The organism is Bradyrhizobium sp. 141 (assembly GCF_023074055.1).
Taxonomy (GTDB): Bacteria; Pseudomonadota; Alphaproteobacteria; order Rhizobiales; family Xanthobacteraceae; genus Bradyrhizobium.
Window position 1 is genome coordinate 62075 of sequence record NZ_JADPKR010000018.1, and the last position, 13282, is coordinate 75356.

Genomic DNA, 13282 nt, shown 5'->3' on the forward strand with positions numbered 1-13282 from the left:
GCCGAATGAGCCACGCCAGTTTGCTGAAAGCACCCACCGCGTGAATTATCCTCAGCTGTTGTCTGACAGACCACTCTTGCGCGGCAGCACGATCGTGAATTCGGTAAACTTGCCCGGCTCGGTCGCGACGTCGATCGTGCCGCCGTGCTGCTTCACCACGATATCGTGGCTCATCGACAATCCGAGCCCGGTGCCTTCGCCGGCCGGCTTGGTGGTGAAGAACGGATTGAACATCTTTTCCTTCACCTCGTCCGGGATGCCCGTGCCGTTGTCGCGAATGCGGATCTCGATGTGATCGCCGCGGTCGCGGGTCGCGGCGGTCACGACCGGCGCGTAACCGGCGGCCTCGTTCTCCGCCTTGCGCTTGGCGACGGCATGGAATCCGTTCGAGATCAGGTTCAGCAGTACCCGGGTGATCTCCTGCGGGAACACATCGGCCGAGCCTGCAGCCGGATCGAGGTCGCGTTCGAGCGTCACGTCGAACTGCGGCTTCTCGGCCCGCGCGCCGTGATAGGCGAGGTTGAGGCTCTCCTCGACCACCGCGTTGATGTCGCTCAGGCGATGCTCGCCGCCGCCCTCGCGCGAATGCAGCAGCATGTTCTTGACGATGGAATCGGCGCGCCGTCCGTGCTGCACGATTTTTTCGAGGTTGTCCTTCAGTAGCCCCGTGAGCTCGTCGACTTCGCTGCGGATATCGTCCGCAAGGGCGGCGGGTGCGAGCACCTCGTTCAGCTCGTCGGTCAATTCGGCGGAGAGCGAGGCAAAATTGTTGACGAAGTTGAGCGGGTTCTTGATCTCATGCGCGATGCCGGCGGTGAGCTGGCCGAGCGATGCCAGCTTCTCGGTCTGGACCAGCCGGTCTTGCGCCGCGCGCAGATCGTCGAGCGATCGGGCAAGCTCGCGCGTGCGGTCCTGAACCTCGTTGAACAGGCGCGTGTTCTCGACCGCGATCACGGCCTGGTCGGCGAAGGTCTTGAGCAGGTTGATCGCCTTGTCCGGGAAGTGACCGGGTTCCGGCCGCGTGACGGCAATGGTGCCGATCGCAACGCCGTCGCGCAGCATCGGCACCACGAGGATGCTGCGATAGCCGCGCGTCCGCGCCAGCTCCTTCATGGCGTCGGTGAGGTCGGGTTCGTTCTGCATGTCGCTGCGGAAGGAATACTGTCCGCTTGTCGCCACCCGGCTGTGAATGCCAGACGACGACAGCGACGCCGGGAAGGAGCTGAGCAGATCGGCGTTGCCGGCCTCATTGTCGGTGGTGAAGGCGGCCAGATGCAGCATGCCGTCATTGAGGCGGGTGACGGTGGAGGAGTGCCCGCCGATCAGCGCCTTGGCGCTGTCGGAGATCGCCTGGAACACCGGCGTGACGTCGGCGGGCGAGGCCGCGATCACCTTGAGGATGTCGGCGGTCGCGGTCTGGCGTTCCAGTGCTTCCCTGGTGGCGTTGAACAGGCTGACGTTCTTGATCGCGATCACCGCCTGGTCGGCGAAGGTCTGCAGCAGCCGCACGTGATGCTCTGCAAACGCGCCGGTCGCACGGCGCGTCGCAATGATGATGCCGATGGCCTCGCCCTCGCTCATCAAGGGTGCGAACAGCATGCTGCGATAGCCCCGCGCACGCGCGATATCGCGTGCGGCCGGCTCCAGCTCGGTGTCGGGCAATTGCGCGGCGGCACCCTTGGCCACCAGCTGGTAGGGCGGGAATCGCGCGAACGGCACCGGGAACGAGGCATGGAGCACGCGATCGCCGGCCGGATCGGTCGGCGTGAATGCGGCGAGGTGCGCGGCGCCGTCGGCGTAGCGCAGCACCGCCGTGGAAAAGCCGCCGATCAGCCGGTTGGCGTTGGCGGCGATGGCGTCGAACACCGGCTGCACGTCGGAGGGCGAGGCCGCCATCACCTTCAAAATGTCCGCCGTGGCGGTCTGACGCTCGAGCGCTTCGCGCGTCTCGTTGAACAGACGTGCATTCTCGATCGCGATCACAGCCTGGTCGGCAAAGGTCTGGAGCAGCTGCACGAGGTCGGGCGCGAACGCGCCTGTTACGGCGCGCGTGACGCTGATCATGCCGACCGGCGTGCCCCGGTTCATCAGTGGCATGAACAGCACGCTGCGGAAGCCGCGCAGCCGCGCCAGCTCGCGGTTCAGCTGTGGGACGTCGTCGGCTTCGCTGTCGGGAAACTGGATGGTCTCGCCGCCACGCACCAGGGCAAAGGTCGGGAAGTCCGCAATCTTGCGCGGGAACGAGGCCTTGAGCCCTTGATCCGCCTCCGGGCTGGTCGGCGTGAACGCCACGAGATGCAGCTCGTCGCCGATGAATTGAAGCACGGTGGCGGAGAAGCCGTCGAGCAAGCGCTTGGAGCTGGACGCAATCGCCGCGAAGACCGGCCGGGCATCGGAGGGCGAGGCTGCGATATTGCGCAGGATCTCGGCGCTGGCGCTCTGGCGATCCCGCGCGATCGCAAGCTCGCTGCGCAGCTGCGCGTTCTCGGCTGCGGCCGATTGCAATCGGCGCTCCAGTTCCTCGAGTTTTTGGGAAGGGGTCGTCATTCCTGATCCGGCTCGATGCCGCGACAGGCGCGGCACCGGGCCGGATTATCACATCTTCCGCGGCCGGAGCCAGCGCTCACAGCCTTGCCGCCAAGACCCGGCCCGTCTCACGTCCCCGGTCGCGACACCTCGGTCTCCTTGCTGGTGATGAACTCCAGCAGCACCGGGACGCCCTCCTGCGTCTTCTGGATGCCGCGCTTGATCGCGGGGATGATGTCCTCCGGCCTCAACACCCGCTCGCCATAGCCGCCGAAGGCCCGCGCCATTGCGGCATAGTCGCCGGAAATGTCGGTCGAGCGATATTTTTCGGTCGAGACCGGCATCACCTTCAGTTCGATCGCCATCGAGAAATTGTTGAGCAGGATCGACATGATCGGGATGCGCTCGCGCACCGCGGTCTCGAAATCCATGCCCGTAAAACCAATGGCAGCATCGCCCCAGACATTGATGCAGAGCTTGTCGGGCTTTGCCAGTTTTGCGCCCATCGCAAGGCCGAGGCCGTAGCCGAGCTGCGTCGTCTTGCCCCAGCCGAGATAGGTGAGGGGTTTTACCGACTTCCAGAACGGCGAGAGCTGGTCGCGCGGGCTGCCGGCATCATGCGTGATGATGGTGTTCTCGATGTCGACGGTGTGCTGCAAATCCCAGAGCACGCGATAGGGGCTGAGCGGCGCGTCATTGCTGGTGAGCTTCGGCATCCATTTCGCCAGCCACTCCTTGTGCGAGGCCGCGATCTCGGCCGCGACCGCGGAAGCATCGCGATCCGTGGTGACGGTCTTGCCGATCTCCTCCAGCAGCGCATCGAGCACGAGGCCGGCATCGCCGACCAGGCCGATCCTGGCCTCCACATCCTTGTTGAGATGGTTGGGATCGAGCGTGGAGTGGATGATGGTCTTGCCCTTCGGCATCGCGATGCCGAAGTTTGTTTCAGTGAACGAGCAGCCGATGCCGAAGATGACGTCGGCTTCGCTCAAAAACCTCGGCACCGCGCGGGGGACCGCAAGGCCGCCGGAGCCGAGCGAGAGCGGATGCGTTTCCGGGAACGACGATTTGCCGCCAAGGCTGGTGGTGACGGGGATCGCCAGCCGCTCCGCGAGCCGCTTCAACTGCGGCCAGGCTTGAGCGTAATGCACGCCCTGGCCGGCATAGATCACCGCACGCTTAGCGTTGACGAGCAGGCCGGCCGCCTCCTTCACGTGAACAGGGTCCGCGCCGTAGCGGGTCCGCAGCACCGGCGTGTAGTCGAGCGGCTCCGGCACCTCCTCGTTCCACATGTCGGAGGGGATTTCGACGATCACGGGACCACCGCGGCCGTTCTTCAGCTTGGTGAAGGCGCGGCGGAAGATGTTGGCGACTTCCGCGGCGAGGATGATCGGCTCCGACGATTTCGCGAACGGCTTCATCGCCTCGCTGGAATTGAAGTTCGGCTCGATATGCGCAAGCCTGCGCTGATAGCCCATCGGCAGCACCAGCACCGGCACGGATTCGCCAAAGCACTGCGCGACGCCGCCCATCGCATTCTCGGCACCGGGCCCATGCTGCATGCAGAACGCGCCGATGCTGCGTCCCGAGGTCACCCGCGAAATCGCATCCGCCATGTGGATGCCGACGCGCTCCTGCCGCACCATCACAGGGCGGATCTCGGCTTTCGCCGCATGCTCGATCAGGTGGTTGACCGGATAGCCGCAGAGGATCTCGATTCCCTCGCGCCTCATGATTTCCGCAATGGCGGTGCCGAGCTTCATGGCGTCTCTCTCCTCAAGGCTTGGCCGGTTGGTCCGGCCGGTTGCGAAGAGAGGATCAGGAAATGCCGGGTGGGTAAAGCGTGGGCAGGCGACAGTCAGCTATGCAGCGGACTGCCATAGTTCGGATCGAGCGCGGCGTAGTCCGGGATAACCGCATCCGCGGGAGTTGCTCTCCGGATTTCGCCTCGCTCCATCCGGGCCATGAACCTGCTATTTGCAATTTCGGCAGATCGTCAGTTTGCGTTTCAACGCCTCGTCCTCCTGGTCGAGGCTGCCTGCATCTGGATAGGAGCTGGAGCCCTTTGTGGCACGGGACCTCACAGGCGGTGTCACCTGACTTGGGGTGTCAGTGTCGTCCGCGGCGCTGAAGCCATCGTAATCGGCCGCCGAATTCGGTGCCGGCCGACCGACGACGGATGGTGACGCCTCTCTGCCGGAAGCCGCCGGCGGAATCCTGGAATTCTTGGTGTTCGCGCGCGGCGGCGAGGCAGTTGGCGGAACAAGCGAAACCGGCGGCGCGACCGAAGTCTGCCCGCTCGCCCTGTCCTGCGACCAGACGCCGATCAACATGAGGCCGAAAGCCAAGAGCGTCGCGCTTCTCATCCGCATCCTTCAAGCCGCACTTGTTCAACGATTGACGGCATCGCTCGTCGAGCGGTGCTGTGCTGAAGGATATCAGGACTCGCATGGACGTCAAAGCCCGCGCAAATGGGAGCGCCGAAGCGCGACGATGATCCATCAATCTCGTCGCGCTTCAGGCATTTGCGACCGCCCGCTCAGACCAGCGTGCCCGAATGGAAGCTCGCATGGGCGAGCAACGACTGGATCACGACGTTGTCGCCGGGCCCTCCGTCCAGCACGTCGACGCCGCCGCCGCCGATCAGCACGTCGTCGCCGAGCCCGCCGAGCAGCGTATCGTTGCCCGCGCTGCCGATGAGCACGTCGTTGCCGGCGCCGCCGTCGAGAACGAGGTGCGGCCCGCCCGGGCCGACGCCCGACGCCTCGATCACGTCGTCGCCGGCGAGGCCGTTGATGGTGATCGTGTCGTTGAAGTCGAAATTCTCGATCACGACCTGACTTGCCAGACCGTCGATCACCAGCGCGCCATCGCTGTTGAGCGAAAGCGTGATGATATCGTCCCCGCTGGTGCCGTTGATCACGATGTTGTCGACCGCGCCGTCGCCGCCCGCGGTGCCGGGGACCGCGCCGAGATCGATCTTCACCTGCGTCACGTCGGTGCCGCTCATGTCATCGACAGTGATCTTGTCGGCGCCGCCACGCGCATCGAACGCGATCGTCTCGACGCCGTGCGTGTCCATCGTGACGGAGGCGACGTCTCGGGCCAGCTCGGCGCGCGCGCCGTTCGCGAAGATGTTGATGGTTTCGGCGATGTTGGCGCCGTTGAACAGCAGGGTGTCGCTGCCGCCCTGGCCCTCGATCGTGTCGTTGTCGTCGCCCGGATTCCAGGTGAACGTGTCGTTGCCCGCGCCCATCAGCGCGACGTCGTTGCCGTCGCCGCCGGTGATCAGGTCGTCGCCCTGACTGCCGCGGATGGTGTCGTTGCCGGTTCCGCCGTTGATCGTCAGCTGCAGCACGCCGGCGGCGAGCCCACTCGCGTCGATGACGTCGTCGCCGCCGAGGCCATTGAGCGTCAGCTGATCGGCCCCGTCCATGAAGGTCAGGTGGGTGGCCGCATGCAAGCCGAACACCGTCACGCCGCCGGCATTGCCGCTGACGCCGAACGTGTCGGCGCCCTGGGTGGCATTGACTGTGACGGTATCGACGGCGCCATCGGGCGCTCCAGTCGAACCGCTGAGGTCGATGTTCACCCGCGTCACGTCGGTCCCGGTCAGATCGCCCACCGTGATACGGTCGGCGCCGCCCAGCGCGTGGACATCGACACGCTCGACCCCGTGCAGGTCCATGGTGATGTTTGCGACGTCGCGGGTGAGCAGCGCGCGATCGCCGTTCGCCACAATGGCGATGGTCTCGGCAATGTTGGCGCTGAAGAACCGCAGCGTGTCGACGCCGGCGCCGCCCTCGATGGTGTCGCTGCCGTCGCCCGGATTCCACTGGAAGATATCGTTGCCGGCGCCCAGCAGGGCGGTGTCGTTGCCCTGGTTGCCGTCGATGAAATCATTGCCGTCGCCGCCGATCAGCGTGTCGCTGCCGGCGCTGCCGAGGATCGTATCGTTGCCGGCGCCGCCGTCGATCGTCAGGTGCACGACCCCCGCGGCAAGCACGTCCGCCGAGATCGTGTCGTTGCCGCCGAGGCCTTCGATGAGAAGCGCATCATTCGCGCCTTCCGCGTTGGTGATGGCGACAGCGGCCGGCAGTCCCGCGACCGCAATCGAAGTGCCCGAGCCGGACACCTCGATCGTATCGGCGCTGCACGTGCCCGCGAGCGTCACGGTATCGGCCGCACCGTCACCGGCCCCAGCCGATCCGAGATCGACATTGACCTGCCTGACATCGGTTCCGGCCAGGTTGTTGACGACGATTTTGTCGCTGCCCCCGCGCGCGTTGATGGTGATGGTCTCGATGCCGTCGAGCTCCATAGTGATGGCGCCGACATTGCGGGCGAGCTGCGTGCGTCCGCCGTTGGCGGCGGACAGGGTGATGTCCTCGGCGATGTTCGAGCCGTTGAACAGCAGGGTGTCGGTTCCGGCCTGTCCGTCGACCTTGTCGCTGCCGTCGCCCGGATCCCATTGAAAGGTATCGTTGCCGGCGCCCAGCAGGGCGGTGTCGTTGCCCTGGTTGCCGTCGATGAAATCGTTGCCGTCGCCGCCCAGCAGGCGGTCCGCGCCATTGCCGCCGAGGATCGTGTCGTTGCCCGTCCCGCCGTCGATCGTCAGATTGATGAGCGCGGCGAGATTGCCGGCGGCGCTGATGACATCGTCGCCACCCCCGGCGTTGAGCACGAGATTCTCGGTGGTGCCGATGTCCAGGAAGAACGGTGCCGGATCGGCGCGGTCGAAGCGCACGCGCGAGCCATTGGCCGTGATGGCGAAGGTCTCGCTGCCGTTGCCGCCGTTCACCTCGGCGGTGTCGATGCCTTCGCCGCCTTCCATCAGGTCGCTGTCGTCGGCGGGATTCCAGATCATGCGGTCGTTGCCGGCCTCGCCGAACATCTGGTCGTTGCCGTCGCCGCCGGTGAGCACGTCGTTGCCGGAGCCACCGAACAGCAGGTCGTTGCCGCCCTTGCCGAGCAGCGTGTCGTTGCCGGACTGGCCGAACAGCATGTCGGCGCCGGATCCGCCGGTCAGCCTATCGTTGCCGGCGCCGCCGAACAGGTTCGCGGCAGGCATCGCGCCGTTGCTCTCGTCGATCGTGATGATGTCGTTGCCGTCCTGGCCGAAGGCCTGGATCAGTTTGGTGTTGACGACCGTGGCGGGGCCGCCTTTGACGGTGATCGCCCCGCCGTTGACGACGATCGTCCCCGCCGCATTGCGGCCTAACACGACCGAATTGTTGTGGCCGTTGCCAAGGACGGTGAGGATTCCGGCGGAAAAATTCGCTGTGACAGCCATGTGTGCTTCTCGCTTTACGTGATCGAAATAGGCCGTGCGGCGGTATCGTGACGCTTTGGGCGATGCCGGGGCGAACGGCAGACGATCTCGTCTGTAGGGCGGGATGGCAGTTCCAGCTTGGCTGAAGTCTTCGGACGGGCTCCTGTTTTTCTTGAGAGCTGCTTGATTTTCGGGAGGGCGGGGCGAAACGGCAGTTCACGCAGCCGTGTTTCGCGGCGGCTCGGCGGATGCTACCTATTGAGCGTTGTGTTGCCCGACGGGCAAAACACGCCAGCGCTGGGTCGATAACTGCTCGCAAAAATATTCGAATTTACAGAAGTTCGGTTTTGCCGTACAAGCCTGGACATCCCGCCCGCCACAAGGGGCGTTTCGCGATCGTCACGGGACGCGGGCCGGGATGCGGTGGCCGCGACGGCGTCGGCGCGTCATGTTGGTTGCAGGGCGGAGACCCCGTGAGCAACGACAGGCGCGATACGACACGGCGCTGACAGCGTCCTTCGTTCGGTCCCGATGGCGAGCGCACGCCAGTCGCCGGGAATGCGGATGGGGATGTGCGCGGACGGAGAAGTCGTGTGGTCCTGACGCCCGGGGTCTGTGCGTCAAGTCCTGCGGTGATGTGGCGGCCAACCGGTGCGCGCATCGATCAGCCGCAAGGCGACGGGGGCAATAGTGCATCGCTCCCCGGGGAGAGCACGAAGGACACCGTGAAAACCGTCGCGCAGGGAAGGCCGGGGATGTCCCGGCGTCACCTGTCGTCCACCCCGTGCGCGTTCTCCAGCACACGCGGGACTTCGGGTGCCAGCCGGCGCCCGGCCTTCCCTGCGCCCTTGCTTTGAAGAGGGCGGAAGAAGACAGCAAAGCTCGGGCGAAACACGCCGCGAGAAGGTGAAGGTGTGTCCGCAGATGAACGTGCGAACCGTGAGAACGCGGCGTCTCGCCGGGTCGGCCGGTTACTTCGTGGCGGCGTCGATCGAGTTGAACTTGTTGTTGAGCAGTGCGCCGCCCGTGCTGTTCACGATGGTGACGATCGCGAGCGCGATCCCTGCGGCAATCAGGCCGTACTCGATCGCGGTTGCAGCATTCTCATCGGCAAGGAACGACTTAAGCAAACGCATTGCCAACTCCTGTTCGTCCGATCCAACGTATGGTCGCGTCGTCATCGGACTCGTAAATAGATCGAATAAGTCTTTATGCGCGCCAAAAGAATTAAGCCCGGGCGAGCGCGCCTCCGCTCATACGACGGCAGTCATTAAATTAAGGTTCCATCGGTGCGTCCAAATGGATTCAAATCGGCGGACCCCCGCCGGCAGGGGTGGTGAAGCGCGCCAGAAGCCGCTCGCCGCATTGGGGAGGGGAGTGCCGCTTAACGGATTGTTGAGGCTGTTTGTCGGGCCATCGCGCTTATCCGCGCCGGCCACCTGCATTCAGCGCCCGCAACATGGCGATGCGGGCGAACATCACCCAGCCGCCGCCCGTTTCGGCCGCCTTGATCAAGGTCTCGACGGCGGTCTGCCAGTGCGCCTCGTGTTGGGTGTCCTTGGGCAGCCGCATGATGTAGTCCGCTGCCTGTTGAAGCGTGAGCAGCTCGCGTTTGTTGTCCACGCGAACGGGATCGTCGAACGCCGTCGACCACGGCATGTCAGGCCGCCTGATCCGCGAGGAGTGACATCACGGCGTGATTGCAGATGCGATGCTGTCAGCCCGCCTTCTTGGCCCGCGCCGGCGCGCGCACCGGCTTGTCGGTAGCCTTTCTCGGGGCTTCCTTCGCCGTCTTCGCCGCAGCGTCCTTGCCGCCCTTGCCTGATATCGGCAGCAGCATCTCGCGCTGGCCCTCGACGCGCTTCTTCGGCTTCTTGGCCTTGCTGGCCTCCTTGGCAGTCTCCTTGGCGACCTTCGCCGCGGGTGCGGCGTCCTTTTCGTTCGCGATGCTCTTCTTCAGCGCGTCCATCAAATTGATGACGTTGCCGCCGCTCTTCGGCGTGGCCTTGGCTGCGATCGGCATGCCGCTGCGCTTCTTGTTGATGAGATCGATCAGGGCGGTCTCGTAATGGTCCTCGAACAGCTCGGGCTCGAACGCGCCGGACTTCTTCTCGACGATGTGCTTGGCGAGGTCGAGCATGTCCTTGGTCAGCTTCACGTCCTGGATGTCGTCGAAATATTCCTGCTCGCTGCGGACCTCGTAGGGATAGCGCAGCAGCGTGCCCATCAGCCCGCTCTCGAGCGGCTCGAGCGCGATGATGTGCTCGCGGTTGGTCAGCACCACGCGGCCGATCGCGACCTTGTCCATGCTGCGAATGGTCTCGCGGATCACGGCATAGGCGTCGTGGCCGACCTTGCCGTCCGGCACGAGATAATAGGGGCGGATCAGATAGCGGTTGTCGATGTCGGCCTTCGGCACGAACTCGTCGATGTCGATCGTGTGGGTCGAGTCGAGCGCGATGTCGTCGAGCTCGTCCTTGGTGACCTCGATATAGGTGTCGGTGTCGACCTTGTAGCCCTTCACGATGTCCTCGGAGGTCACCTCGTCGCCGGTCTCGGCGTCGACCTTGAGGTACTTGATCCGGTGGCCGGTCTTGCGGTTGATCTGGTTGAAGGAGACCTTCTCGGTATCCGAAGTGGCCGGATAGAGCGCGACCGGACAGGTCACGAGCGACAGACGCAGAAAACCCTTCCAATTGGCGCGGGGGGCCATGGGCTACTCCAAACGCAACAGGGACAGACGACTAGGATACCATCGGGGAACAACGAATCAAAGCAAGGTCGGTTGCTGAATCTTCCAACTGCGTTAACCGGCCGCTGGGCCCTGCTGCCGCTGCCCCGATCCGAGCGCAAAAACCGGAACATCATATCCAATCACGCGTTGGCTTCGGACATCGGCTGCGAGGAGGTCGCGGCTATCGAAAGCGACATCCAGAGATTGAGGGCATCATGGCAACCACGCGAGAGCAGCGTCAGATCGTGGAAACTCCGACCGAGGCGCGTCAGGGCGAGCCTGGGCCTTCGGTGGCGGCGTTGCTCGCCATCTCGACCGGACTTGCGATCCTGATCCTCGCCGTCGTCTGGTTCGTGTTCTTCCGGACCTGACGGCCGAATTCACGGGAAGGGCGGACCTTCCGGCGCGCCGCGGTACGCGGCACATTGCGCCCGCCCTGCTGCCGGCTCGTCCGGTCGCAGGGCGGGCGCAGTCGCGTTGGCTGCAAACACATCGTATATGACCAAAAAGTAACGCGGCCGGTTCCCGGCGTTCATATTCGGTTCACGCCGGAATTGCTCATCTGGTGCAGTGTTGATGCGGCCTATTTCTGGAGAGAAGCGTGCGCTTGCTCGTTGTTGAGGACGACCCCGATCTCAATCGCCAGCTCACCAAGGCGCTGACCGACGCCGGCTATGTCGTCGATCGGGCCTTCGACGGGGAGGAGGGGCACTATCTCGGCGACAACGAGCCGTATGATGCCGTCGTGCTCGACATCGGTCTGCCGAAGAAGGACGGCATCTCGGTGCTGGAGGCCTGGCGCCGCAACGGCCGCACCATGCCGGTCCTGATCCTCACCGCACGCGACCGCTGGAGCGACAAGGTGCAGGGCTTCGACGCCGGCGCCGACGACTATGTCCCCAAACCGTTCCACCTCGAGGAGGTGCTGGCGCGCATCCGCGCGTTGCTGCGTCGCTCGACCGGCCATGCCCAGAGCGAGCTCAGCTGCGGCCCTGTTACCCTCGACACAAGGACCGGCCGGGTCAGCGTCTCCGGCAATCCGGTCAAGATGACCTCGCACGAATATCGGCTTCTGGCCTACCTGATGCACCATTCCGGGCGGGTGGTCTCGCGCACCGAGCTGGTCGAGCACCTCTACGACCAGGATTTTGACCGCGACTCCAACACCATCGAAGTCTTCGTCGGCCGCATCCGCAAGAAGCTCGACGTCGACATCATCCAGACCGTCCGTGGCCTCGGCTATCTCCTGACCCCGCCGGCCGCCTGACGCGTTCGGACTTGACGGGCAGCCCGACAGGGGCCTTGGTCCGGACATGAGCTCTGACGCCCTGCCATCCTGCGCCTCCCGGGATCATTCCGATGCGCGCTAGTTCGCTTGCGAACCGCCTGTTCCTGTCGGCGACCGCTTGGCTCGTGGTGATCCTGGCCATCACCGGCGTGGTGCTGTCGTCGGTCTACAAGAGCGCCACCGAGCGCGCCTTCGACCGCCGGCTCAATCTCTATCTCCGCACCCTCATCGCCGAGGTCGCGACCCCCGACGAGCCGCCGGACCGTCAGTTCCAGTCGCTTGGCGAGCCCCTGTTCGAGCTGCCGCTGTCCGGCTGGTATTGGCAGATCACGCGGACCGACACCGAGAAGCCGGAAGTGCGCTCCTCGCGCTCGCTCTGGGACAAGAAGCTGCCGAAGCTTGAAGAGCAGGGCACCGAGCTCACCGCCGCCGGCATTCGCCTCGCTTATGTCGACGGGCCCGAGGGGCAGAACCTGCGCATGGTCGAACGTCCGGTCGATCTCGGCGCCGACGGCAAGTTTTTGGTCAGCGTCGCCGGCGACGACACCGAGATTTTCGACGAGACGCGCAGCTTCGACTATTATCTCGGCGGCACCTTCACTGCGCTCGGCATCGTGTTGTTGCTGACGACCGTGTTCCAGGTCCGTTTCGGCCTGGCGCCGCTCAAACGCATCTCCGAATCGATCGCCGACATCCGCTCCGGGCGGGCGGAGCGGCTCGAGGGCGAATTCCCGGTCGAGATCGCGCCATTGGCGCGCGAGACCAACGCGCTGATCGATGCCAATCGCGAGATCGTGGAGCGCGCGCGCACCCATGTCGGCAATCTCGCCCATGCGATCAAGACGCCGCTCTCGGTCATCGTCAACGAGGCCGGCGCCCATTTCGCCGATCCCTTCGCGGCCAAGGTGATGGAGCAGGCGGATGTGATGCGCGACCAGGTCGCCCACCATCTGGAGCGTGCGCGCATCGCGGCGCGGGTCTCGGTGGTCTCGACCGTGACGGAGGTGGCGCCTGCCATCGAGGCGCTGCGGCGGACCATGGAGAAGATCCATCGCGATCGCGACATCGTGGTCGAAGCCAAGGCCGATCCGTCGGCAAAATTTCGCGGCGAACGCCAGGATCTGGAGGAGATGGTCGGCAATCTCGTCGACAATGCCTGCAAATGGGCGGCCTCGCGCGTCTTCATCGAGGTCCTGGTGGAGACGCCGCACAAGGCGGGGGCGGGCCCGCGTCTGCGGATCATCGTCGACGACGACGGCCGCGGTCTGTCGGAGGCCGAGCGCGCCCAGGTCTCCCGGCGCGGCCAGCGGCTCGACGAATCCAAGCCCGGCTCGGGACTGGGGCTGTCGATCGTGACCGACCTCGCCGCGCTCTATGGCGGCAGCCTCTCGCTTGGCGGCGCACCGACCGGTGGCCTGCGGGCCGACCTGGTCCTTCCGGGAGTATAATCCCTTGTTCCGGC

General features: G+C 65.0%; 10 protein-coding genes. 3 read left to right on the forward strand and 7 right to left on the reverse strand.

Annotated elements, in window-relative coordinates; genetic code table 11:
- Positions 1–51 precede the first annotated feature (51 nt).
- From IVA81_RS06335 to IVA81_RS06365, 7 genes are all read right to left on the reverse strand, one after another.
- Positions 52–2547, reverse strand: a complete 2496-nt coding sequence (locus IVA81_RS06335) for a GAF domain-containing protein (RefSeq protein WP_247313867.1) — start codon at positions 2545–2547, stop codon at positions 52–54.
- Between the two features lie 107 nt (positions 2548–2654).
- Positions 2655–4289: a thiamine pyrophosphate-requiring protein gene (locus tag IVA81_RS06340; protein WP_247313870.1), complete on the reverse strand. Its 1635-nt coding sequence runs from the start codon at positions 4287–4289 to the stop codon at positions 2655–2657.
- Between the two features lie 346 nt (positions 4290–4635).
- On the reverse strand, positions 4636–5028 hold the full coding sequence (locus IVA81_RS06345) for a hypothetical protein (RefSeq protein ID WP_346659368.1): 393 nt from the start codon (positions 5026–5028) through the stop codon (positions 4636–4638).
- A 37-nt stretch (positions 5029–5065) separates the two neighbouring features.
- On the reverse strand, positions 5066–7819 hold the full coding sequence (locus IVA81_RS06350) for a calcium-binding protein (RefSeq protein WP_247313877.1): 2754 nt from the start codon (positions 7817–7819) through the stop codon (positions 5066–5068).
- Between the two features lie 950 nt (positions 7820–8769).
- Positions 8770–8934: a Flp family type IVb pilin gene (locus tag IVA81_RS06355; RefSeq protein WP_247313880.1), complete on the reverse strand. Its 165-nt coding sequence runs from the start codon at positions 8932–8934 to the stop codon at positions 8770–8772.
- 286 nt (positions 8935–9220) lie between these two features.
- Complete coding sequence (locus IVA81_RS06360) at positions 9221–9457, reverse strand: hypothetical protein (RefSeq protein WP_247313883.1); 237 nt, start codon at positions 9455–9457, stop codon at positions 9221–9223.
- Positions 9458–9515: 58 nt separating this feature from the next.
- Entirely contained in the window at positions 9516–10511 is a 996-nt protein-coding gene (locus IVA81_RS06365) for a Ku protein (protein ID WP_247313885.1), read from the reverse strand.
- Positions 10512–10747: 236 nt separating this feature from the next.
- On the opposite strand from IVA81_RS06365, the gene IVA81_RS06370 reads away from it, so the two are divergent.
- From IVA81_RS06370 to IVA81_RS06380, 3 genes are all read left to right on the forward strand, one after another.
- Positions 10748–10903 (forward strand): hypothetical protein, encoded by a 156-nt coding sequence (locus IVA81_RS06370; protein ID WP_187435894.1) that lies wholly within the window; start codon positions 10748–10750, stop codon positions 10901–10903.
- A 230-nt stretch (positions 10904–11133) separates the two neighbouring features.
- Positions 11134–11799 (forward strand): response regulator transcription factor, encoded by a 666-nt coding sequence (locus IVA81_RS06375; protein WP_063195961.1) that lies wholly within the window; start codon positions 11134–11136, stop codon positions 11797–11799.
- A 92-nt stretch (positions 11800–11891) separates the two neighbouring features.
- Positions 11892–13268 (forward strand): sensor histidine kinase, encoded by a 1377-nt coding sequence (locus tag IVA81_RS06380; protein WP_247313888.1) that lies wholly within the window; start codon positions 11892–11894, stop codon positions 13266–13268.
- Positions 13269–13282 lie beyond the last annotated feature (14 nt).

What these genes read in the sequence shown, in the direction of transcription:
- IVA81_RS06335 (WP_247313867.1), bottom strand. Translation starts at nt 2,547, where the DNA reads ATGACGACCCCTTCCCAAAAACTCGAGGAACTGGAGCGCCGATTGCAA.
- IVA81_RS06340 (WP_247313870.1), bottom strand. Translation starts at nt 4,289, where the DNA reads ATGAAGCTCGGCACCGCCATTGCGGAAATCATGAGGCGCGAGGGAATC.
- IVA81_RS06345 (WP_346659368.1), bottom strand. Translation starts at nt 5,028, where the DNA reads ATGGATCATCGTCGCGCTTCGGCGCTCCCATTTGCGCGGGCTTTGACG.
- IVA81_RS06350 (WP_247313877.1), bottom strand. Translation starts at nt 7,819, where the DNA reads ATGGCTGTCACAGCGAATTTTTCCGCCGGAATCCTCACCGTCCTTGGC.
- IVA81_RS06355 (WP_247313880.1), bottom strand. Translation starts at nt 8,934, where the DNA reads ATGCGTTTGCTTAAGTCGTTCCTTGCCGATGAGAATGCTGCAACCGCG.
- IVA81_RS06360 (WP_247313883.1), bottom strand. Translation starts at nt 9,457, where the DNA reads ATGCCGTGGTCGACGGCGTTCGACGATCCCGTTCGCGTGGACAACAAA.
- IVA81_RS06365 (WP_247313885.1), bottom strand. Translation starts at nt 10,511, where the DNA reads ATGGCCCCCCGCGCCAATTGGAAGGGTTTTCTGCGTCTGTCGCTCGTG.
- IVA81_RS06370 (WP_187435894.1), top strand. Translation starts at nt 10,748, where the DNA reads ATGGCAACCACGCGAGAGCAGCGTCAGATCGTGGAAACTCCGACCGAG.
- IVA81_RS06380 (WP_247313888.1), top strand. Translation starts at nt 11,892, where the DNA reads ATGCGCGCTAGTTCGCTTGCGAACCGCCTGTTCCTGTCGGCGACCGCT.